Raw genomic sequence first — 22272 nt, 5'->3', positions numbered from 1 at the left:
GGCGGGCTACCAGGATGCCCACATGGGGCCGTTCGGCGCGGCGGAACCGGGGGTTTCGGGTGGCTGAGGTTCAGCCGGACTCCGCCCGGAACAGCACCGGGCCCCGGAGTCCATGGGGACTCCGGGGCCCGGCCAGCTCACCGGCTAGAGCCGGTAGAGCCTGCCCTTGATCGAGCCGACTGCCGGAGCCTCCAGCAGCAGCGGGCTCGGATCGTTCGCGCGGACGCCGACTTCCGCCCAGAACAGGAACCCTGCGACCACGTAGTCGCAGATGCTCCGGTCACTGAGCCGGAACAGGCGTGAGTCGCGCCAGTTTCCACCGACCCGCTGTTCCTCTCGCGCCAGCTCCTCGGCGGTTGCGACGGTGATGTTCAGACCGTCGTAGTAGTCGCCGATGGAGATCCGCGAAACGTCCTGGAAGAGGACGTCGAAGACACGGGGCGGATCCTCGCTCTCGGGGTCGCCGAGGAAGCCGCGCAGCAGGAGCTTGCTGTGGCCCGCTTCGATGCTCCACGGCTGGAACGTGCCCCCGAGGGCGAGCGGAAGCGCGCCCGGTCCGATGTCGATGCTCATTCCACCTTTGTCCAGTCTCCTAGCTTCCTGTTCCAACGATAGAAGTCGACCTTGTCCATCAAGCCTGCCTCGGCCACCTGGAGGAGTTCCCACTGGGTGTGCTTGAGTTCCCCCTCGTGCGCCTTCTGGGCGGCGGCGAGGGCCTTGGCAGGCCCACCGCCCGCGCCCTGGAGGCCGTCGAGCATGAAGGAGATCCGGCCCTCGCCACGTCCGACCTGGGCGATCGCCTCCTTCACCTCGGAGCGCCAGGTGGCAGAGGTCGCGCCGAGCAGGTGCCTGGCGCCGACCTTCTCCGCGAACTCCTTGAGGTTGTGGTGACGCATGCCGAGGGCCACGTGGTCGACATCGGCCGCTGCTGCGGCGGGGCCGCACTCGTCGTTGTTGTGGACGAGGACGGGAGTAGTCCCGGCCAGCACGTAGTACGTGTGGAGCTCGGCCACCGTCAGGTCGTGGGTGACCGCGTCGGTGTGGTAGTCGCGGACCGCCGTGACGGTCAGCGTGGTGCCGTCCGCTTCGCGGAGGGTGTCACCCGCCTTGAGGTCGTGGGCGTCGGTCCAACGGGCGGTGCTGGTGTTCCAGTAGGGGTGGTGCCAGGTGGAGGTGATGGCACTGGTGGTGCCGTCGGCCGCCTGGAGCGCGAGGCCGGTGAAGTCGTGGTCGTCGAGCGTGGTGATCGGCCTGACGACCGGCTCGCCCTTGGTGACCCCGGTCTGAGGGTCGGTGGACGCCACCCGGTCGCCGGTGCTGAGCTGTTCGATCGGCTTGGTGGTGCCGTCGGCCAGCAGGACCAGCGTGCCGGCGAGGAAGCTGTGTACCGCTCCGGCACCGATCGGGCAGCTCCCGTTCGAGCTTTCGCCGCCGCCTTCCTCGCTCTTGCCGCCGCCTTCGCCGCCCGAGTCACCACCGCCGGAGTGGTCCTCCGGATGCTCGGCCGCCTTGGCCGCGTCGGCTTCCTTGGCCGCCTTCTCGGCCTCGGCCGCCTCCCGTTCGGTGGTCCGGAGCTCGTTGTAGGCCTTGTCGGCATCGGCCGCGACCCGCTCGGCGTCATGGATGACGTCGTAGGCCTTCTCGGCTTCCTTCCAGAGCTTGAAGGCCTTGATGCCGACCTTCACGGCCTTGAAGATCTTGCCCCACGGCACGAAGTTCAGGGCTGTGTTGATGCAGCCCATCACGTCGCCCTTGGTGAAGCAGTTCCGGGCGTCGGTGTACCCGATCAGGTCGGCCACCACGTCGATGACCTTGTGGACGATGTCGTTGCGGGCCTGCTTGGCGTGCGTCACGGCCGCGTCCGCGGCCGCCTTCTGCTCCGCGGCCTTGGTGTCGTCGGCGGTCTGCGTCTGCTGACCAGGGGTGTCGGCGCCGGTGCCGCCGCCGCCACCGGTGCCGGCGGCCTCGTGCTCGGCCAGGGCCTTCGGGCTCCAGCAGCGTCCCTGGTCATCAGGAATGCAGGCACCGGACGCGTCGTCGTGGTCGACCGGGTTGTTGTCCGCGTACGCGTACGCGTTCCACTGTTGCGGATCGCCGGGGACCAGAACGGGGTCGGCGGAGAGGAACCGGCCGGTGGTCGGGTCGTACTCGCGGGCACCGAGGTTGGTGAACCCGGTCGCATCGTCCTGGGTACCGCCGACGAAGCCCTTGTCGCCGGCCCAGGTACCGGCCGGCGGCTGGCTGCCGCGGACGTTGCCGAACGGGTCGGTCGGGCGCCGGACGGCCGCGAGGGTCGTGGCGTCCAACTGGACGTTGCCGGTGCCGTGCGGGTCGGCCGCCTGGTAGACCAGCTTCCCGCCGCCGGCAGCGGTCACCCGGGTGATCGTCAGACCGCCGGGCGCCGCGTAGTAGCGGTTGTCGGAGAGCGAGCCATTGGGGGTGGAGGTGTCGAGGACGACCTCGTCGCTGCCCAGGTTCAGCGTGGTCTTGCCCGGGTCCTTGCGGAGCAGCTGGTTGCCGTCCGCGTCGTAGACGAAGGTGGTGCCGCCCTGGGTCCCGGTGGCCTGCACGGAAGACACCTTGCCGGTGCTGTCCCAGGTCAGGTTCTTGGTGCCCGCGGTGGCGGTGATGGAGGCGGTGTTGCCGACCGCGTCGTAGGTGTAGCTGGTCCGGGTGGTCGTCCCGTTGACGGTCAGGCTGGAGGACAGCAGCGCGTGCGGACCGCCGGTGCCGCCACCGGTCTTCGGGTCGGTGCTCTTCTGGTTGACGGTGCCCGGCGCGTTGAAGACCTGGGTGTAGGTCTTGTCCTTGCCGGTGACGCCGGTCGGGTCGTGCTGGACCAGCTGGGTCCGGTTGCCCGACTTGTCGTAGCCGTACGACTGCCAGTACGGCGCCGAACCGCCGATCCGCGAGGCCGCGGTGGCCGAGGTCGGCTCAGCGGCGTTGGCGCAGCCGCCGACCCCCGAGACCGACGGGGCCGGCTGGGTGGTCTGGCCGCCCTGGTCGGTCCACGCGGCGGTCAGCCGGCCGAGGTAGTCGTAGGTGAAGCACTGCTGGTCGACCGCCGTGCCGTCCTGCACGTCGCGCGCCGAGGTCATCGACCCGGACGGCGTGTAGGTGTAGCTGTAGGCGTCGGCACTCGCCGTGGTCGCGGTCTGCTTGTCCAGCATGGACTGCGTGACCCGGCCGGTGCCGGCGTCGTACACCTGGGTGGAGACCACCTGGGTGCCCCACGGACCGACCGTGGTGCGGGTCGGGCGCCCGAAGACGTCGTACTGCACGTCGGTGACCAGGTAACCGAGGCCGCTGGAGCCGACGAAGTTGCCGTCCACGTCGTAGCTGTTGGTCACCCGCTCGGCCGCGATGCCGCCGACGGCGGGCAGGTAACTGTGCGCCACCAGACCGCGGTTCGGGGTGTAGTCGACCCTCGATGTGTAGCTGCCGGCGAGGCTGCCCTCGCTGGACGGAATGGTGACCGTGCTACCGGTGGGCCGGTAGCCGTTGTCGTAGCCGAGCACCGCGGTCGTGTAGGCCGCGCCGTTCTGGTACGAGGTGGAGGAGCTCGGCTTGCCCTTGGCGAGCGAGTCGTACTGCCACGAGGAGCGCAGCTTGGACTGGTCGGTGGTGGACGGGCCGTCGTACTCGCCGGTCTTGCGACCCAGCAGGTCATAGGTGAAGCTGCGCTGGCTTCCGTTGGCGTCGGTGGAGCTCACCACGTCGCCGGCGCTGTTGTAGGTGCTGCTGGAGGCGCCGGTGTCCGGGTCGGATACCGACACGGACTCGCCCAGCAGGTCCGTCCCGTAGCGCCAGGTGTTGCCCGCGGAGTCGGTGCGCCAGGAGTTCAGGCCCGTGACGTCGTGTCCGTAGGTGGTCTCGTCGTACGCGCCGGTCGGCGTGTTCGACTTGTACTGCCGCAGGGCGGTGGTCGCCCCGGTGGCGTCCGTGATGGTTGCCGAGGCGAATCCGCCGGCCGGCGGGGTGGTGTCGGTCTCGTCCACGCCCGGGTACGAAGCGGTGGTCCGCCACTGCTCCTGCGCGAATGACATGAACTTCGCCGCCGTCACCCGTCCGGCACCGTCGTACTCGTTCCACGTCTGCGCCGGCACCTGCGAGTCCTGCGGCACGAAGATCGTGCCGACCGGCCCCGAGTCGCTGTTGTAGTACGCCGAGGACGACTTGATCTGCCACCCGTGCGAGTCGAAGGTCGCGTCCGTCACCAGTCGCCCGACGGTCCCGAAGGCCGGGTTGGCCTGGGTCTGGCGGACCCGGCCGAGGCCGTCGTAGATCTCGATGCTGGTGGTGTACGTCTCGTCGTCGCGCAGCGCGTGCGTGGTGACCGTGGACGGCGAGGAACTGCCGTTCAGCGCGTACACGAAGGTCTTGTTCGCCGTCTGGCTGTTCTTGTCACGCCCCGGCTCCCAGACCGCGGTGAGCCGGCCGAGCGCGTCGTAGGCCTCGTCGGTGAAGTGGCCGTTCTCGTCCGTCGAGTGGGTCGGGACGGCGCGCCCCGGGTCCATCACGGTGGTCGAGGACCAGCCCAGCGGGTTGGTGCTGGTGATCGCGGTCGGCAGCGCACCCGTGGCCGGGGTGAAGACCGTGGTGGTCACCGCCCCGTTCGGGTGGGTGGCGTCGGTGCGGTTCGGGTTGGTGGTGCTGGTCTTGCGCCCGTACGCGTCGTAGCCGGTGATGATGGTGGTGCGGTACTGCGGGTTGCCGGAGCTGTCGTAGCCGGTCAGCACCTGCGCCGAGGTCTGGTCGGCAGTGGAGCCCAACTGGCCCAGCGGCTTGCCGTCGTAGAGAGTCAGAGCGTCGGTCAGCGTGTTGGCCGCGGTCGGTGTCTGACCACAGGGGCCGGCGAGGGTCAGCAGTCGCGAGGACATCTCGACCATCAGCGGGTTGGGCCCGGAGGCGTAGCTGACGCTGGTGCACTGCTCCTGTTCGGGGTGTGCCAGGTCGCCCTTGGCATCCGTGGTCAGCACCCGCCCCGCATGCCCCGCGTCGTACGTCGCGTCCCGCTCCGTGGTGCGCCAACTGCCGTTCGCCAGCAGCCCGCGCTCCTTCACCTGGCCCATCGCGACGATCTGCGCCGTCACCTTGGGCAGCGAGCCGGACTGGGTGTGGGTGGCCGTGACGCCCGAGATCCACGGAGTGTTGAGGGCGCCGGAGACGACCTTGCCGCCCGCGCCGTCGTAGCTCTGGGTCTCGCGGACGAAGCCGCCGAGCGCCGCGACGTCCTGGGTGGAGCCGCCCCAGCTGTCGGGGACGCTGACCGAGCGGGTGGTGCCGTCGGCCTTGACGTCGCCGTCCATGCCGCGCAGGAACGTGGCGACGGACTGCGTCTGCACGCCGTCCGAGCCGTTGCCCACCGTGGTGGTGACGGTCTGGTAGCCGCGGAACTGGTCCCAGGTGCGGGACTTGTCGTCGGCCAGCTCGGAGTCGTTGCGGTGCCAGGCCGCGCCGCCGCCGTAGCTGTAGTTGGTGACCTTCTGCACCGAGCCGGCGACCGCGTCGGCCTCGGTGACCTGGGCGACCAGGATCTTCTGGAACCAGTCCGCCACCGGGTCGGCGCCGGGGGCGGAGCCCGGGGGCACCCAGTTCACCGGCATGCAGGCCATGGTGTTGCTGTCCGGGGAGGACGGCATGGTGTGGTTGACCCGCGAGCACTCGACCGGCTTGTAGTGCACGTTGATCTGGCCACCGGTCTCGGTGGTGATCTGCTGGATGCGCGGCCGGTTGAACTGCGGGGCGGAGGGCACCAGGCCGTCGACCCGGTTGGCGATCTCCCACGGGGTGAAGGAGACCGGCGGCACGCTCTGCGGGGTCTGGCCGTTGCTGCCGGTGCGCTGGACCGAGTTGAGCCACAGGGTCGGCTTGGTGCCGTCACCCGGGTCCAGGAAGGTCTGGTTCAGCGCGTAGCTGTCCACCGTGGTGTAGGCGGAGCCGACCAGCACCTGGGTGGCGATGGCGGTGAGCCGCTTGGTGGTCCAGAAGGTCGGCTGGTAGTTGGTGCAGCTCCCGGAGGAGGCGCAGTTCTGGTCGAGCGGGCTGTCCGGCCAGGAGTTCTGGTTGGCGGTGGTCCGCTGCGACGGGTCGCAGGTGATGGAGCCCGAGGGCAGGCAGCGCTCGGCGGTGGTGAAGAGCACCTTCACCGCCGGGTTGGCGGCGCCCTTGGCGGCGATCTGGTCGGAGAGCCGCTGGCCGTAGGCGATCTGGGTCAGGTAGCCGGCCCGCTGGTAGGCGGTCAGGGTGCCGTTGCCGTTGTTCTGGCCGCCGCCGCGCGAGTAGTAGTTGCCCTCGGTGGCGTAGCCGTAGGTGATCAGGTTGCCGTGCGGGTCGACCACGTAGTCGAGGTTCCACTGGTACCCGAGCTGGCACCAGGACCCCTTGCCGGTCCCGGAGTTGTAGCAGGGGTCGCCGCTGTTCGGCGAGTACACCGGCACGGTCAGCACGGAGTTGGACGCGGGGTCCGAACCGTCGCCGCCGGGCAGGTGGTTGGCGCCGAAGTAGTAGACGGTGCCGTCAGTGGTGGTGACCTTGAAGCCCTCGCCGTTGGCGGCGCCGTTGTTGAGGCCGGTGAGCGGCTCGATCAGGGTGCCGTCCTCGCCCTGCAGGTGCAGGGCGCCGGTGCTGTCGTCCTTGACGATGGTGCCTGCGTGGCCCGCCAGGCTCAGCGAGAGCAACTGTCCGGCCCAGCACTCGTCGCCCGAGTTGGTGATGCCGTCGTTGGTGCAGGCCTTGTAGCTGCGGGTGATGGCCCCGGCCTGGTAGTCCCAGCCGTCGCCGATCCAGGAGGACTGGGCGTTGGTGGAGGCGGTCTTGCCGTCCACCGAGGAGGAGTCGTAGCCGAGCGAGACCGCGGGGGCGGCGCCGCCCAGCGGGGCCGGCAGGTCCAGGCCGTAACCGTAGGTGAAGTTGCCGGCGTTGGAGCCCGCGCTCCAGGCGGCGGACGGGGCGATCGCGGAGGCCGCGTAGCTGCCGTCGCCGCCGGAGGCGGTGGCCTGGGCGGCGAGCACCATCATGCCGCTCGCCGCGGGAGCGGCTGCGGGCGCGGCCGCCGGAGCGGCGTCGGCACCCGAGGCGGGCGCCGCGGACCGCTGGACCGTGCCGGCCGGAGTCTGGGCGGGCAGTGCGACCTCGGCCGCGAGGGTGCCCCGCTCCGGGTCCACCGTCGCCGGGACCGGGGTGGCCGTGCGGCACTCCGGCTTCTCCGGGGTGGTCAGCGAACAGGCGGGCAGCTCGACGAGCTTCGCCCGGTCGCCCCAGCCGGCGGCGCCGGTCAGCGACTTGAGGTCGAGCGAGACCTGCAGCCGCTCGTCGGCCGGCGCGGAGGCGTCGGCACCCTGGAGGGTGACCAGCGGGCCGTTGACCCCGGCGGCCTGCGCCTTCTTCGGGTCGACCAGCTCGACGTGGACCGAGCTGCTGTCAGTTGCCGCACCATCGGCGGTGGTTGCCGCGGCTGCGGCGCGCCCCTGGGCGGCCGGGCCGAGGTCGGCGACCTGCACCGGCAGCGAGCCGGCCTGCACCAGCGGCGCACCGCCGGAGCCCGGCGCGGCGCCGCCGCTCAGCGCCCGGGCCGCCTTCTGCTCGGCGGACGCCCCCTTGGGCAGCTTCACCGTGGCGCCGCCCGGCGCGGCCGCCGCGGTGGCGGGCGGCTGCCAGGTCTTCGGCACCGGGCCGGAGAGCGCCTGGCCGCCGGACTTGGCCGGGGCGTTGGCGCCCGACACCGACTTGGTCTTGGCCAGCGGCGTGTTCGGCGGCGTCCAGACCTTCGGGTGCGGCCCCTTCGCGGCCAGCGCCTCGGCATCCGGTACCGCCGTGACCGAGAACAGCATCGCGAACAGCGCGGACAGTCCAACTGCCCTGCGAAGTAGCGGTGCTGGTCGTTTTGGCGTAGAGCTACGCCTGAGACCCATCACACTTCCCCCTCATGCATCCGGGCATGGCGAAGCGGAGCAGAGCCCGTGGCGGGTCGCGCCGACAGCTATGCCCGAAATGTCCGAGATTGCCGACGGGTCGTCAGTGACCCGTTCTTAGCGGATCTTAAGAATCCGGATGGTGACATGCCATCAACCGAGGGGATCTTTATGCTCCCGTTACTCTCACAAATCAGACATACCACACGAGTAAGTGACAACTCATTCACCAAACTTGACCACCCGTTGGCCAGGACTGCATCGTTCGGCTCGAACGCCTGCGCGCCTCGAGCCAGGCTCAAGGGGAGGGGGACACCCGCATGTCCACGGGGACCAGAGGCCCATCGGCCCAGGTCAGGACCAAGTCGACCGGCCGGGCGCTGCGCGCCGCGGCCGTCATCGTCGCGAGCACGCTCGGACTGACCCTGCCGTCGCTCGACCTGGCGCACGCGCAGACCGGAGCACCCGTCAACTCGGCCGCGCCGCAGGCGACCGGCCAGGCCCCGGCGCTCACCGGGCTGGCCAAGGAGATCAACGACGCCCGCACCAGGGCGAAGGCGACCGGGCAGCAGGCGGTGATCGACAGCCTCACCACCGAGAGCTCGATGACCTGGGCCAAGCCGGACGGCACGCTCACCACCGACACCGCGGCCCAGCCCGTGCGCACCAAGCACGGCAACGGCTGGCAGGACATCGACGCCACCCTGCGCCGCAACGCCGACGGCACCCTGAGCCCGGTCAACACCCCGGCCCAGGTGGTCTTCTCGGCCGGCGGCGACGGCCCGCTCGCCACCGCCACCACCCCCGACGGCAAGAAGCTGACCCTCGGCTCGCCGTTCCGCCTCCCCGCGCCCACGGTGACCGGCGACAGCGCGCTCTACACCGGCGTGCTCAAGGACGTCGACCTCAGGATCACCGCGCTGCCCACCGGCGGCTGGCGCGAGGTCCTGGTGGTCAACACCGCCGCGGCCGCCGCCTCCCCGCAGCTGGCCAAGCTGCACTTCCCGGTCAGCACCAGCGGGCTCGACCTGTCCGCCGACGCCTCCGGCTCCCTGGTGCTCAAGGACGCCGCGGGCAAGGTGCGGATGCACGCCCCCACCCCGTTCCAGTGGGACTCCGGCCGCGCCGCCACCCCGCCCGTGCGCACCGCCCAGCCGCGGTTCGCCGCCCCCGAGGCGGACCGCCCGGCGACCAGCGGCTCCACCGCCGAGGGCCCGGGCGACGACGCCGCGGTCGGCACCATCGGCCTGGCGGCCGACGCCGGCGGCATCGACCTGACGCCCGACCAGAGCAAGCTCGGCAAGGGCACCGGCCCCTGGTACCTGGACCCGACGGTCAGCGTGGACGGCGGCTCGCAGATCTCGCTGCAGGTGCAGGAGTACCACGCCGGCACCTCCTACGTGAACACCCTCAGCTCCTACGGCACCGGCTTCTGCGGCTACTCGGACTGCACCGGCCGGGGCCGCGAGCGCGCCTACTTCCAGCTCGCCGTGCCCGGCCAGCTGACCACCCGGGACGCCTCCCACGGCAACCCGGTGGTCCACGACGCCACCCTGTACGCGCAGGTCGCCAGCTCCTCCAGCCCCGGCACCACCGCCCCGATGGGCCTCTACTCGGTCGGCACCACGGGCGCGATCGGCGGCGGCACCAACTGGAACAACCAGCCGTGCAAGGACGGCATGTCCGGTTGCTCCAAGGTGGCGTCGACCAACGTCACCGGCGCCTCGCCGTTCCAGTACGACGTCACCTGGTGGATGCAGCAGGCCGTCAACAACCAGTGGGGCGGTTGGACGGTCGCGTTCGCGCCGGACGACGAGAACAACATGTACTACCGGGAGCACATCTCCAACAACGTCCACCTCACCACCAACTACGACATCGCGCCCACCATCTGGTACCCGCGCACCACGCCCACCCCGGGCTTCGCGGACACCAAGGCCTACAGCGACTGCCAGACCGCGGGCGCCCCGTACGCCTGGTACAACCCGGGCTGGGTCGGCGCCAACCAGAACATCACGCTGAACGCCAGCACCTGGTCGCCGATCGGCGCCGGCCTGGACATGAACTTCCACCTCTGGGACGACAACGACAGCGGCTTCACCTTCCAGCACGACACCGGCTACGGCGGCGCCTACCAGTCGATGAGCATCAACGCCGGCTCGCTGACCGACGGCCACCAGTACGGCTGGTCGGCCAACTCCACCGACGGCTGGCTCGGCTCCGGCGACACCCCATGGTGCTACTTCCGGGTGGACAAGACCGCGCCGACGCTGAACGTCACCTCCGGCGACTTCCCGCCCACCGGCACCCTGAACGCCACCCCGAAGGTCAAGGCCGGCCAGACCGGCAACTTCACCGTCACCGGCACCGACCCGGCGCCGGCCTCCGGCAGCGCCTCCGGCCTGGCCTGCTTCACCTGGAGCAGCGGCACCATCTCCACCGGCTGGCACTGCGGCGACGCCAACACCGTCAACGCCAACGCCGACGGCACCGCGAGCTTCCCCTACAAGCCGCAGTTCTGGGGCACCAACGTCGTCTACGTGCAGGCGCAGGACCGGGCCGGCAACTACAGCCAGCCCTTCACCTACAGCTTCTACGCGCCCTGGGACCCGGCCACCGCCACCCCCGTGCCCGGCAACCTGACCGGTGACGGCCGCGCCGACATCCTGCTGCCCGACGCGGCGGGCAACCTCACCGTCGTGCCCACCGGCACCGACCCGGCCGTCACCCGGGCCGCCCCGCTCGGCCTGGCCCCGCAGGACCCGACCAGCGGGACCACCACCACCTGGAACGACGTCCAGACCACCCACCGCGGCGCGCTGCGCTCGGTCGGCGTGGACGACGTCTTCGGCTACACCAAGAAGACGCCGGTCCTGGCGAAGAACCTCTACCTCTACCCGAACGTCGGCAACGGCACCTTCCGCACCGCCGTCCCGGTCACCAAGCCGACCAGCTGGGTGGACCTGTCGGGCAACTCGATCAGCCGCCCGGCCGACTTCACCGGCGACTGGTCCAAGACCACCCAGATCCTCGCGCTCGGCGCCCTGACCGCGCCGCTCGGCGCCTACGACGGCGACATCACCGAGAAGCAGACCTCGCTGCTCGCGGTGGAGAACGGCAACCTCTGGCTCTACCGGTCCGCCAGCGTGGACCACCTGGACGCCGACGCCGTCGAGGTCTCCACCACCGGCAACGCCGGCCCGGCGAGCAGCAACCCGAAGAACTGGGAGAACTTCGACCTGATCGGGCCGGGTTCGGCCAGCGGCACCGGCCTGCCGACCCTGTGGACCCGCAACCGCACCGACGGCACCATCCACGCCTACCCGGTCAAGGTCACCAACGGGAAGCTCGACCTCTCCGCCCTGGCCGACCCGAGCACCGGCTACATCGCCAACACCGGCGGCGTCACCCCGGCCTCCTACCCGGTGATCGGCTCGGCCGGCGACCTCAACGGCGACGGCCTGCCCGACCTCTACGCGGTCGACGGCCACGGCCAGCTGGTCTACTGGACCGGCGGCACCGCCGACGGCACCGCCGCCACCGCGCTGACCGGCTTCACCGGCAACGGCTCGATGGGCTACCCCGGCGGCAGCCTCACCCTCTACACCGCCCTCAACGGCACCTCCTGCATGGACGCCTTCGGCTCCGGCAACGGCAGCATGGTCTCGCTCTACGGCTGCTGGCAGGGCGCGAACGAGCACTACCACTTCTTCGGCGACGGCACCCTGCGCAACCAGGGCCACTGCGTGGCCGCCAGCGGCGGCGGCACCGCCAACAACACCGCGGTCATCCTCTGGGACTGCCTCGGCAGCGGCCACGGTGAGCAGCAGTGGGTGATGCAGGCCAACGGCTCGCTGCTGAACCCGGCCTCGGGCCGCTGCCTGGACGTGCCGAACGGCAACCCCGCCAACGGCGTGCAGCTCCAGCTGTACGACTGCAACGGCAGCCCGGCACAGAAGTGGCTCCCGTCGGTCAACCCCGCGGGCTGACCGCCTGACGGACCCTCAACGCCCGTGCAGATCGGGCACCTGCTGCAGCCAGGCCGGGCGACCGGCCTGGCTGCGCGCTTTCGCGGCAGCCTCCGCCGCGCGCTGCTCCTCCGCGGTGGCGAAGCAGCGCGGCAGCCAGCGCTCGGAGACGGCGGCACGGGCGGCCAAGTGGCCCACGTAGGCCTCGCGCAGCTCGCCGACCGAGGCGAAGCCGTCCTCGCCGGCCAGCCACTCCTCCGGCACCAGCGCGACCACCTCGCGCAGCAGCTCCTCGGTGACCTGCGGCGCCAGCTTCGCGTCGGCGGCGGTGAGGTCGGGCCGGTAGGAGCCGAGTGCGTGGGAGCTCAGGTCGTAGGCGCGGTCCACGGCCGTCAGCGCGGTGGACCAGCGGTGGTGGAAGACCAGGCCGGCGCCGTTGTCGATCAGCCAGAGCTTCTTGTGCCAGACCATCAGATTGGGGTTGGCGGTGGTGCGGTCGACGTTGGCGGTCAGCGCGTCCAGCCAGACCACCGAGCCGGCCTCCAGCGGGTCGATGTCCAGCGCCTGCCCCGGGCGGAAGTCGGCGGAGCCCGGCAGGTAGTCCATCCCGAGGTTCAGCCCGCCGCTCGCCCGCAGCAGGTCCTGGATCTCCGGGTCCTCCTCGTGCGCGGCCACCGCCGGGTCGAAGTCCACCACCACCAGCTCCGGCACCCGCAGCCCGAGCCGCCGGGCCAGCTCGCCGACGATCACCTCCGCCACCAGCGCCTTGCGCCCCTGCGCGGCGCCGCTGAACTTGACCACGTAGGTGCCGAGGTCGTCGGTCTCGACGATCGCGGGCACGGAACCGCCGGCCCGCAGCGGGGCCAGGTAGTGCAGGGCGTTCACCAGAGGCAGCTGGGTCGGCATGGTGATCAGCCTACGACGAACCCCCGGGCGCCCCGGCGGCGCCGGCCGGCGGCCGCACCCGGACCCCGGCGGCCCGGGCCCGCGCGGTCCAGTCGCCGGGCGGGGCGCCGAGGACGGTGACGGGCAGGCCCTGGCCGAGGAACTGCAGGACCAGCGGCCAGGCCAGGTCCGCCAGGACCCGGGCGTCGCCGTCCAGCGCACCGGCCCAGGCGTCGAGGTCGACCAGGACGCCGGGCTCCGCCGCAGGGTCTGCCGCGCCGGTTTCCAGCATCAGCCGCCGGTTCGCCGCCAGGAAGTCGACCGGGCGGGGCCCGCCGGTGCTTGCGCCGGGGAGCGCGCCCAGCACCGCCCGGCCGGCGCTCCGGGTGACCTGGGCCAGGTCGTCCATGGTCGGCGCCATGAAGTACCCGTCGATGTCGGAGTCCAGGATGCGGCTGATCGGGCCCCGGAAGTCGGCGCCGAAGCTGTCGTCGGTGAACTCGGTGGCCAGCAGCCGGGCCTGCGGGAACTGCGCGCGCAGGATGCCGAGCAGCATGGCGCTGGCCGGCGGGACCAGCACGATGTCGGCCTCCGGGCCGGCCACCCGGATGTCCACCACGATGTGCCCGGGGCCGAGCCGCTCCGCCAGCGCCTCGCGGGCGGGCTTCTTCAGTGCGATCGCGCTGACCACGACCACCGGGCGGTTCGCCGTCGCCTCGCCGACCAGCGGTTCACCGCGGTGCTCCCGCTGCGCGGGTATCAGGGTGCCGCCCGGGTGGTCCTGCTCTGTGTCGGAAGCCATGGCCTCCAAGACGCGCGCCGCCGGGAGTCGGTTGCCCACCGACGATCGCGCCGGACCGCCCGCGCCCGCCCGCCGCGCCGGCCCCGCCTAAGCTGTCAGCGCAGCAGTCCGCTGCCACCGCAGTCCGCACGAGGAGCGCCATGCCCCAGGTCCACGCCCGCACCGAGCGGACGTACTCCGCCACCCCCGAGCAGGTGTACGAGGCGATCGCCGACTACGCCACCGTCCGCCCGCAGCTGCTGCCGGCGCAGTACAGCGAGTACGAGGTGCGGGCCGGCGGGGTGGGCGCGGGCACCCAGGTGCACTGGAAGCTGCAGGCCACCGAGAAGCGGATCCGGGACTGCCTCTTCACCGTCAGCGCCCCCGAGCCGGGCACCCTGGTGGAGACCGACGGCAACTCCTCGATGGTGATCACCTGGACGGTCTCCTCGGCCGGCGCCGGGCAGACCACCGTGGCGATCGACGCCACCTGGTCGGGCGCCACCGGCATCGGCGGCTTCTTCGAGCGCACCTTCGCCCCGAAGGGCCTGAACCGGATCCACGACGCGGTGCTCGCCAACCTGGCCGATCATCTGAAGTAGCGTCAGACGCTCATCCGAACACCCCGCCCCGTACGGGCGACTCTCCGGCACGCCGGGCTGACGGTGGACGATTCGTCGCGCTCCGTCACCATAGGCTCGCCGCCGTGCAACTGACGATCCTTCATGTCTCACAGCCGGTGGACGGCGGCGTCGCCCGGGTGGTGGCCGACCTGGTGCGCGGTCAGCGGGCGCAGGGCCACCGGGTGCTGGTGGCCTGTCCGCCGGGCGGGCGGCTCGGGCCGCAGGCGCTGGCGGCGGGGGCCGAGCTGCTGGAGTGGCCGGCCCGCCGCTCGCCCGGGCCGAGCGTGCCCGCCGAGACCGCCCGGCTGCGCCGGCTGGTCCGGCAGGCCGGCCCCGACCTGGTCCACCTGCACAGCGCCAAGGCCGGTCTGGCCGGCCGGCTGGCGGTGCGCGGCCGGCGGCCCACCGTCTTCCAGCCGCACGCCTGGTCGTTCGCCGCCGCGACCGGCGGACTGGCCGAGGTCAGCGCCCGCTGGGAGCGGTACGCCACCCGCTGGGCCACCTCGGTGCTCTGCGTCAGCGAGCAGGAGCGCGGCGACGGCGAGGCCGCCGGGGTGCTGGCCGACTACACCGTGGTGCCCAACGGGGTGGACCTGGCGCACTACGCCCCGGCCGAGCGCCGGGCGGCCCGGCTCTCGCTGGGCCTGGACCTCTCCGTGCCGCTGGCGGTCTGCGTCGGGCGGCTCTGCCGGCAGAAGGGGCAGGACCTGCTGCTGTCGGCCTGGCCCGCGGTGGCCCGCCGGGTGCCGACCGCCCAGCTGGCGCTGGTCGGCGGCGGGCCGGACGCGGCGGCGCTGGCCGCCCAGGCGAGGGCGCTGCCCGAGCCCTACCGGGTGCGGCTGACCGGGGACGTCACGGATCCGCGCCCCTGGCTGGCCGCCGCCGACCTGGTGGTGCTGCCCTCGCGCTGGGAGGGCATGGCGCTGGCGCCGCTGGAGGCGATGGCGATGGGCCGCCCGGTGCTGCTGGCCGATGTGCCCGGGGCCCGCGAGCAGCTGCCGCCGCAGGACCGCGAGCCCGGGCTGATCCCGCCCGAGGACCCCGCCGCGCTGACCAACGCGCTGGCGGCGGCGCTGGCCGACCCGCTGGACTGCGCGCGGCGCGGCGCGGCGGCCCGGGCCTGGGTGGCCGAGCGGCACGACATCCGCACGGTGATCGGCCGAGTGTCGGAGCTGTACCAGAAGTCGATCAGCTTCGGCCAGCCGACTCCCCGTGTCCCCGCGCGCATCTGATCGTTTCCCAGGGAGTGAAACTGACGATATTCCGGCCAGCTCGCCGCCGGTGAATCCCCGGTGTCATCCGGGGTGTTCGGCGATCTGGTTGCCCGAGGGCAGGGGAAGGCGCGGCGCGGGGCGCGGAATCCTTGGGTGTGCGAGGTCCTGATGGACCGTCGTAAATCGGAAATTCGTATTAATGGGCGGGTGGGATGAAATGGCAAGTCAACTTCCGGAGATACAGACCGCGTTCGGTAATGTCTGATTTTGCCTGCTTCGTTCTTATAGTGCGAGATCGTTGATCAGACCCTTGTGCGAATGGGACGAGCACCGCCCACACAGCAGGGGAGTTCGTGCGCAAATGACAGTTGACCACGATAGTGTGCCGTGGCCCGGGCGATCCTCGGCGGGCGGCCGGCGGATCGCCACCGGACTCCTCGACCGCCCGGCCCGGCCGGCCCCGGCCGTGGCCCAACTGGGCCGCCACCGGCGCGGACTACGCCCCCGGGCGGCGCTGCCCGCCGGACTGCTCGCCGTCGACCTGCTGGCGCTCGCCGCCGGATCGGCCGCCTGCGCCGCCGACCCGGCCCACCCGTTCGCGGACGCGCTCGCCGTGCTCCCGCTGCTGCTCCCGCTCAACCTGGCCGCCGGCCTCTACCGCATCCGGATGTCGCCCTCCGCCCTGGACGAGCTGCCCGTGCTGGCCGGCCGGGCCGCCGTCGCGCTCGCCTTCGCCGTCACCCTGGCCGCCTGTCTCCCCGAGGCCTGGCCGGCCGCCGGACCGCCCGCCGGCCTGCGGCTGCTCGCCCTGCTCGGCTGCCTGGTGCTGCTCGCCGCGCTCGGCCGCACCGCGCTCTACTCCCTGCACCGCCGGATCCGCCGGCGCCGCCCGGTGCCGGTGCTGCTGCTCGGCGCCGGCCCGCTCGGCCAGCGGATCGCCGCCGCCCTGCGCGACCGCGCCGAGTACGGCATGCGCCCGGTCGGCTACCTGGACCCCGACCCGGTGCGGCTGCCCGCCGACTCCCCGGTGCCGGTGCTCGGCGGGCGCGAGGTGCTGGAGCGGGTGATCGGCCGCTACGGGGTGCGTCGGCTGCTGGTCACCGCCGACACCGGCGAGAGCGAGGAGACCGCCGGCACCCTGCGCGATGCCGCCCGGCTCGGCTGCCAGGTCTGGCTGGTCCCGGCGCTGCGCGAGTACGGCGCGCTGGAGGGCGGCATCCGGCGCGGCGCCGACCACCTCTGGGGCTACCCCTGCCTGCCGCTGCCGTGCACCGCGATGCGCCGGCCCGGCTGGCTCGGCAAGCGGGCGCTGGACGTGCTCGCGGCCGGCACCGGGCTGCTGCTGCTCGCCCCGGTGCTGGCGCTCTGCGCGCTCGCCGTGCGGCTGGACACCGGCAAGGGCGTGCTCTTCCGCCAGCAGCGCACCGGGCTCGACGGCCGGGCCTTCACCGTGCTCAAGTTCCGCAGCCTGCGCCCGGCCAACGAGCACGAGTCGGCCACCCACTGGAACATCTCCCAGGACCACCGGATGAGCCCCATCGGACGCCTGCTCCGGCGCAGCTCGCTGGACGAGCTGCCGCAGCTGTGGAACGTGCTGTGCGGCGACATGACCCTGGTCGGCCCGCGCCCCGAGCGCCCGTACTTCGTGATGCGGTTCAGCCAGACCGACCCGGAGTACGCCGACCGGCACCGGGTCCCGGTCGGGCTGACCGGCCTGGCCCAGGTCAACGGACTGCGCGGGGACACCTCGATCGAGGACCGGGCCCGCTTCGACAACCGCTACATCGAGAGCTGGAGCCTCTGGCAGGACGTCAAGATCCTGCTGCGCACGGTGGCGATGATCATCCGCCCGGATGGGAGCTGACGAACCGTGGCCATCGAACTCCGCCCGGACGGGAGCTGACGCACCGTGGTTCTGACCCTGCCCCACCGCCCGCCGGCGGTGGGACACCGGGTGCCGGCGCTGCCCGCCGTCCGCGGCCTGCTGCGCCGGCCCAGCCTGCTCACCGCGGCCACCGTGCTGCTGGTCTGCGTGCCGACCGGGGAGAAGGACGTCGCCGCCTCGGTGCACGTCACCCCCGCCGACCTGGCCTCGCTGCTGCTGGTCGGGCTGCTCGGCCTGGACCTGCTGCGCGGCCGGCCGATCGGCCTCGGCCGCCGGGCCTGCGCCGTCTTCGGCGCCGTCACGCTGGCCGCCGCACTGGCCACCCTCACCTCGATCGACCCGACGGCCAGCCTGACCGGCTTCGTCCGGCTGGAACAGATCTTCGTGCTGGTCCCGGTCGCCGTGCTGGCCTCGCTGCGCGACCGCACCGACCTGCGGCTGGTGCTCGGCGCCTTCACCGCGGCCGCCGTGGTCGAGGGCACGGTCGGCGCCGTGCAGTACCTCACCGGCACCGGCGCCTCCTACACCGGGCAGCCGATCCGGGCCGTCGGCACCTTCGGCGCGCTGGACGTGATGGCCATGTCCGGGGTGGTCAGCTTCGGGCTGCTCGCGGCGCTCGCCCTCGGGCTGAGCGCCCGTCAGGGCGGCTGGGCCCGGCGCGGACTGCTCGCCACCGCCGCCTTCCTGGCCTTCCCGCTCGCCGTCTCGTTCAGCCGGGGCAGCTGGATCGCCACCGCGCTGGCCGCCGCCGTGCTGCTGCTCAAGGCCGACGCCCGGCTGGCGCTGCGCTGGGCCGGGCTGGGCCTGGCCGCCGCCGTGGTGCTGGTCGGCGGTCTCGGCGCGGGCGGCGGCGGGGTGACCGCCCGGCTCAGCAGCATCGGCTCGGTCTCCGGCGGCAACGAGGACCACTCGGTCAGCGACCGCTACGACCTGTGGACCACCGCCCGGGCGATCTGGGCCGACCACCCGGTCACCGGCGCCGGCCCGAAGAGCTTCCAGCAGCTGCGCGACTCGCACGCCCCGCTGCGGCTCTCCTCCGGCAGCGACACCGCCGACCCCACCCTCGGCTACCAGCGCGAGCCGCTGCTCTCCCCGCACAACATGTACCTCCTGGTGCTCAGCGAGCAGGGCCTGGTCGGGATCACCGCCTACGGGGTGCTCTTCGGCACGCTGCTGATCGGCGCGCTGCGCCGCCCCGGGCGGGCCGGGCCGGCGGTGGCCGGGCTGCTCTGCTGGGTGCTGGTGGACTTCCTCTACGCGGACATCGGCGGCACCACCACCGTGCTCACCTCGGTGATCCTCGGCCTGGCCGCCTGGTGGGCGCTGCCCGCCGAGGCGCCGGGCCGGCCGGAGGGGGAGCGCGCGTGACCACCACCGAACAGGCCCCGGCCGCCGCCGAGCCGCGCCGCGCCGGGCGGCAGGCCTCCTTCCTGGCCAAGGCCTTCGGCGTCACCGCCGTGCTCAGCGCGGCCGGCTCCGGCCTCGGACTGCTCCGCGACCTGCTGCTGGCCCGGTTCTTCGGCGCCGACGAGGGCACCGACGCCTTCCTGGTCTCCTGGACCGTGCCGGAGACCGCCGCGCCGCTGCTGATCGAGGACGCGATGGCGTTCCTGATGGTGCCCGCCTTCAGCCTGGCCCTGGTGCTGCGCGAGGAGGACCCGCAGGGCCGCGACCCGGTCCGGCAGCTGACCGCCGTCACCCTGCCCTGGCTGCTCGCCGGGCTCTGCGCGCTGTCCGGCGCCACCATGCTCTGGGCGCCCGAGCTGGTCCACCTGCTCGCCCCCGGGCTGGCCGACCCCGCGCTGGCCGTCACCTGCACCCGGCTGACCGCGATCACCATCCTGCCGTTCGGCGCCGTCGGCTACTTCGGCGCGGCGCTGCGCGCGCACCACCGGTTCACCGCCCCGGCCGCCATCTACGTGGCCTACAACCTGGGCATCCTGGCCGTGCTGACGGTCTGCCACAGCTTCCTCGGGGTGCGCTCGGCCGCGCTCGGGGTGGCCTTCGGCAGCCTGCTGATGGCCGGGGTGCTGATCGGGCCGTACGGCAGGGCGATCAAGCAGGGCCGGTTCCGGCGCAGCCGCGGCCAGCGGGCCGGGCACCGGCTGCTGCTCAGCCCGCTGGCGCTGCTGCCGGTGGCCGCCTTCACCCTCACCCGGCAGTCCCAGGTCTTCATCGAGCGCTACCTCGGCTCCGGCCTGCCGCCCGGCACCATCTCGCACCTCAACTACGCCGCCAAGGTCTCCCAGCTGGCGATGACCGCGGCGATCTTGATCTGCACCGTCACCTTCCCGCTGGTCGCCCGGGCGCTGGCCGCGGGCGACCTGGTGGCCGCCCGGGACCGGGTGGAGAAGGACCTCGGCCAGGCCGCCGCGGTGGTGCTGGCCGGCATGGCGTTCCTGATCGCCTGCGCCCCGGCCGTGGTCGCGCTGCTCTTCGAGCGCGGCGCGTTCAGCGCCGCCGACACCGAGGCCACCGCCGAGGTGATCCAGGTCTACAGCTTCGGGCTGCTGGCCCAGGCGCTGATCGGGGTGATGGTCCGGCCGTTCTTCTCGATGCGCCCGGCTGTCCGGCGGGCCGACGACCCGCGCCCGGCCGACGCCGCCGACCGGCTGCTCGACTGGTACCCGGTCGGCGCGATGGCCGTCGGACTGGTGGTCACCACGCTGGTCGGGGTCTGCACCGCCCCGCACTTCGGCGCACTCGGCCTGGCGGCCGGCAACGCCGCCGGGATCACCACCACCGCGGCCCTGCTGCTGCGCGGCCTGGCACTGCGCGGCATCGCACTGCGCACCCGCCGGGTGCTCGGCGGCCAGGCCCGGCTGGTGCTGGCCGCCGTCGGCGCCGCCCTGGCCGGCGCCCCGGTAAGCCAGGCGATCGGCTCCGCCCCGCTGGCCCTGCTGGCCGGGGGCGGTGCGGTGCTCGCGGCCTACCTGGTGCTCGGCGTGCTGCTCGGCGCGCGCGAACTCGCCGGCCCGGCGCGGCGGCTGCTGCGCCTGGTACGGGCGCGGGCGACCCGGCCGGCCGCCGGCGCCGGGGAGGGCGCCGTGCCGGCGCCCCGTCTGGAGGAAGGAACGGTGCCCGATGGTCGCTGAACTCACCCGCCGCACCCGGCTGCCGCGCCAGGGCGGACCCACCGGACCGGGCCGGCGGGCCACGATGCCCTGGATCCTGATGTACCACTCGGTGGCCGACGAGGAGGAGGACCCCTACCTGGTCACCGTCAGCCCCGAGCGGTTCGCCGCGCAGATGCGCTGGCTGGCCGTGCGCGGCTGGCGCGGCGTCAGCGTGCGCGAGCTGCTGGCGGCCCGGGCCGCCGGACGGCGGGAGCGGCTGGTCGGGCTGACCTTCGACGACGGCTACGCGGACTTCGCCCGGCACGTCGTCCCGGTGCTCTCCGCCTACGGCTTCACCGCCACCGCCTACGTGGTCACCCAGCGGCTCGGCGGCGACAACGGCTGGGACACCGAGGGGCCGCGCAAGGCCCTGCTGACCGACCGCCAGGTCCGCGAACTGGCCGCCGCCGGCTGGGAGATCGGCTCGCACGGGCTGAGCCACATCGCCCTGCCCGGGGTGCCGGCCGCGCAGCTGCGGGCCGAGGTGCGGGAGAGCCGCGCGGTGCTGGCCGGGCTGGTCGGCGAACCGGTGCGCGGCTTCTGCTACCCGTACGGCGCGGTGGACGGGCCGAGCGCCCGGGCCGTGCAGGAGGCGGGCTACGACTACGCGGTGGCGATCCGGCACAGCCCGCTGGCCGGCCGGTTCGCGCTGCCGCGCTGCTACGTGGGGGACCGCGACGGCGGCTGGCGGCTGCGCGCCAAGCGCGGCCGGCACGAACTGCGCGATGTGATCACCGAACTCCGCCGACGGGGAGCCAGCCAGTGAAGGTCCTGCACATCATCACCGGCCTGGCGGCCGGCGGCGCGGAGCAGCAGCTGCTGCTGACCATCCGCCACCTGCCGCCCGGCATCCACTGCGAGGTGGCCGCGCTGACCAAGCCGGGCAGCGTGGCCGAGGCGCTGCGCGCCGACGGCGTGCCGGTGCATGACCTCGGCATGCGCGGCAACCGGGACCTGGGCGTGCTGCCCCGGCTCACCCGGCTGATCCGGCGCGGCCGGTTCGACGTGGTGCACACCCACCTCTACCGGGCCGGCCTCTACGGGCGGCTCGCCGCCCGGATGGCCGGGGTGCGCACCGTGCTGGCCACCGAGCACTCGCTGCACTCCGGCACCATCGAGGGCCGCCCGGTCGGCCTCGGCGTCAAGTCCCTCTACCTGGTGGCCGAGCGGCTCGGCAGCACCACCGTCGCGGTCTCCCGGCAGGTGGCCGGCACGCTCGCCGACTGGGGCGTGCCCGGGCAGCGGGTGGCGGTGCTGCCGAACGGCATCGAGGCCGGCCGGTTCCTGCGCACCGAGCAGGAGCGGCTGCGGCTGCGGGCCGCGCTGCGGGCCGAGCTCGGACTGCCCGGGGACGCGTTCGTGATCGGCGCGGTCGGCCGGCTGGTGCCCGGCAAGCGGTTCGACCTGCTGGCCGGGGCGCTCGGGGCGCTGCCCGAGCAGGTCCGGCTGCTGGTGGTGGGGGAGGGGCCGGAGCGCGGGCGGCTGGCCCGGCTCGGCGGCCCGCGCACCGTGCTCACCGGCGAACGGGCCGACGTGCCGGAGCTGCTGACCGCGATGGACGTGCTGGCGGCGCCCTCGGAGGAGGAGACCTTCGGGCTGGCCGTGCTGGAGGGGCTGGCCGCCGGGCTGCCGATCCTGCACAGCGGCTGCCCGGCGCTGGAGGAGCTGCCCGCCGACGCCGCGCCCGGGGCGCAGAAGCTGCCCTCCACCCAGGCCGCCTACCGCGCGGCCCTCTTCGACCTCGCCACCGGCCGCCCGGCCGCACCGCTGCCCCGCCCGGCCGCGGTGGCGCACTACGACATTGTTCGCACAGCGGCCCACCTGGGCGAGCTGTACCAGCGGCTGGAGCGGGGCCTCACACCCGTGCCGGCCGAGAGGGAGATCTGA

Annotated in this window: 12 protein-coding genes; 8 read left to right on the top strand and 4 right to left on the bottom strand. The window is 73.1% G+C overall.

The window, feature by feature from the left end:
- Positions 1-144: 144 nt before the first annotated feature.
- Positions 145-573, bottom strand: a complete 429-nt coding sequence (locus ACFYNO_RS24305) for a hypothetical protein (protein WP_388016142.1) — start codon at positions 571-573, stop codon at positions 145-147.
- Positions 570-7832, bottom strand: coding sequence for an RHS repeat-associated core domain-containing protein (locus ACFYNO_RS24300; RefSeq protein WP_388016139.1), 7263 nt, complete (start codon positions 7830-7832; stop codon positions 570-572). The genes ACFYNO_RS24305 and ACFYNO_RS24300 overlap by 4 nt, the downstream gene beginning before the upstream one ends.
- A gap of 401 nt (positions 7833-8233) precedes the next feature.
- Here ACFYNO_RS24300 and ACFYNO_RS24295 point away from each other — a divergent pair, with 401 nt between their 5' ends.
- Positions 8234-11902 carry a ricin-type beta-trefoil lectin domain protein gene (locus tag ACFYNO_RS24295; RefSeq protein WP_388016136.1) on the top strand — a complete coding sequence of 1223 codons (3669 nt, stop codon included), beginning with the start codon at positions 8234-8236 and terminating at the stop codon, positions 11900-11902.
- A gap of 15 nt (positions 11903-11917) precedes the next feature.
- Here the strand turns inward: ACFYNO_RS24295 and ACFYNO_RS24290 are convergent, their stop codons facing one another.
- Positions 11918-12787, bottom strand: a complete 870-nt coding sequence (locus ACFYNO_RS24290) for a HipA family kinase (RefSeq protein ID WP_388016133.1) — start codon at positions 12785-12787, stop codon at positions 11918-11920.
- Positions 12788-12797: 10 nt separating this feature from the next.
- Positions 12798-13568 carry a hypothetical protein gene (locus ACFYNO_RS24285; RefSeq protein ID WP_388016130.1) on the bottom strand — a complete coding sequence of 257 codons (771 nt, stop codon included), beginning with the start codon at positions 13566-13568 and terminating at the stop codon, positions 12798-12800.
- A 140-nt stretch (positions 13569-13708) separates the two neighbouring features.
- On the opposite strand from ACFYNO_RS24285, the gene ACFYNO_RS24280 reads away from it, so the two are divergent.
- The 7 genes from ACFYNO_RS24280 to ACFYNO_RS24250 all read left to right on the top strand — a co-directional run bounded on the left by ACFYNO_RS24280 (position 13709) and on the right by ACFYNO_RS24250 (position 22272).
- Complete coding sequence (locus tag ACFYNO_RS24280) at positions 13709-14149, top strand: SRPBCC family protein (protein ID WP_388016127.1); 441 nt, start codon at positions 13709-13711, stop codon at positions 14147-14149.
- Positions 14150-14253: 104 nt separating this feature from the next.
- Positions 14254-15402 carry a glycosyltransferase gene (locus tag ACFYNO_RS24275; protein ID WP_388016124.1) on the top strand — a complete coding sequence of 383 codons (1149 nt, stop codon included), beginning with the start codon at positions 14254-14256 and terminating at the stop codon, positions 15400-15402.
- Positions 15403-15766: 364 nt separating this feature from the next.
- A complete protein-coding gene (locus ACFYNO_RS24270; RefSeq protein WP_388016121.1) occupies positions 15767-17248 on the top strand; it encodes an exopolysaccharide biosynthesis polyprenyl glycosylphosphotransferase in 1482 nt (493 codons plus the stop codon).
- Between the two features lie 45 nt (positions 17249-17293).
- Positions 17294-18637: an O-antigen ligase family protein gene (locus tag ACFYNO_RS24265; protein WP_388016118.1), complete on the top strand. Its 1344-nt coding sequence runs from the start codon at positions 17294-17296 to the stop codon at positions 18635-18637.
- Positions 18634-20364 (top strand): lipid II flippase MurJ, encoded by a 1731-nt coding sequence (locus ACFYNO_RS24260; protein ID WP_388016115.1) that lies wholly within the window; start codon positions 18634-18636, stop codon positions 20362-20364. Before ACFYNO_RS24265 ends, ACFYNO_RS24260 begins: the two co-directional genes overlap by 4 nt.
- Positions 20354-21151 carry a polysaccharide deacetylase family protein gene (locus tag ACFYNO_RS24255; protein WP_388016112.1) on the top strand — a complete coding sequence of 266 codons (798 nt, stop codon included), beginning with the start codon at positions 20354-20356 and terminating at the stop codon, positions 21149-21151. The genes ACFYNO_RS24260 and ACFYNO_RS24255 overlap by 11 nt, the downstream gene beginning before the upstream one ends.
- Positions 21148-22272 carry a glycosyltransferase gene (locus tag ACFYNO_RS24250; protein WP_388016109.1) on the top strand — a complete coding sequence of 375 codons (1125 nt, stop codon included), beginning with the start codon at positions 21148-21150 and terminating at the stop codon, positions 22270-22272. The genes ACFYNO_RS24255 and ACFYNO_RS24250 overlap by 4 nt, the downstream gene beginning before the upstream one ends.

Source organism: Kitasatospora sp. NPDC006697 (genome assembly GCF_042869935.1).
GTDB lineage: Bacteria > Actinomycetota > Actinomycetes > Streptomycetales > Streptomycetaceae > Kitasatospora.
This window is presented reverse-complemented; position numbering and strand designations above follow the sequence as displayed.

Excerpts from the sequence above, each read along its gene's own strand:
- ACFYNO_RS24280 (WP_388016127.1), top strand. The coding sequence starts at position 13,709 with ATGCCCCAGGTCCACGCCCGCACCGAGCGGACGTACTCCGCCACCCCC.
- ACFYNO_RS24305 (WP_388016142.1), bottom strand. The coding sequence starts at position 573 with ATGAGCATCGACATCGGACCGGGCGCGCTTCCGCTCGCCCTCGGGGGC.
- ACFYNO_RS24290 (WP_388016133.1), bottom strand. The coding sequence starts at position 12,787 with ATGCCGACCCAGCTGCCTCTGGTGAACGCCCTGCACTACCTGGCCCCG.
- ACFYNO_RS24285 (WP_388016130.1), bottom strand. The coding sequence starts at position 13,568 with ATGGCTTCCGACACAGAGCAGGACCACCCGGGCGGCACCCTGATACCC.
- ACFYNO_RS24295 (WP_388016136.1), top strand. The coding sequence starts at position 8,234 with ATGTCCACGGGGACCAGAGGCCCATCGGCCCAGGTCAGGACCAAGTCG.
- ACFYNO_RS24300 (WP_388016139.1), bottom strand. The coding sequence starts at position 7,832 with ATGCTGTTCTCGGTCACGGCGGTACCGGATGCCGAGGCGCTGGCCGCG.
- ACFYNO_RS24255 (WP_388016112.1), top strand. The coding sequence starts at position 20,354 with ATGGTCGCTGAACTCACCCGCCGCACCCGGCTGCCGCGCCAGGGCGGA.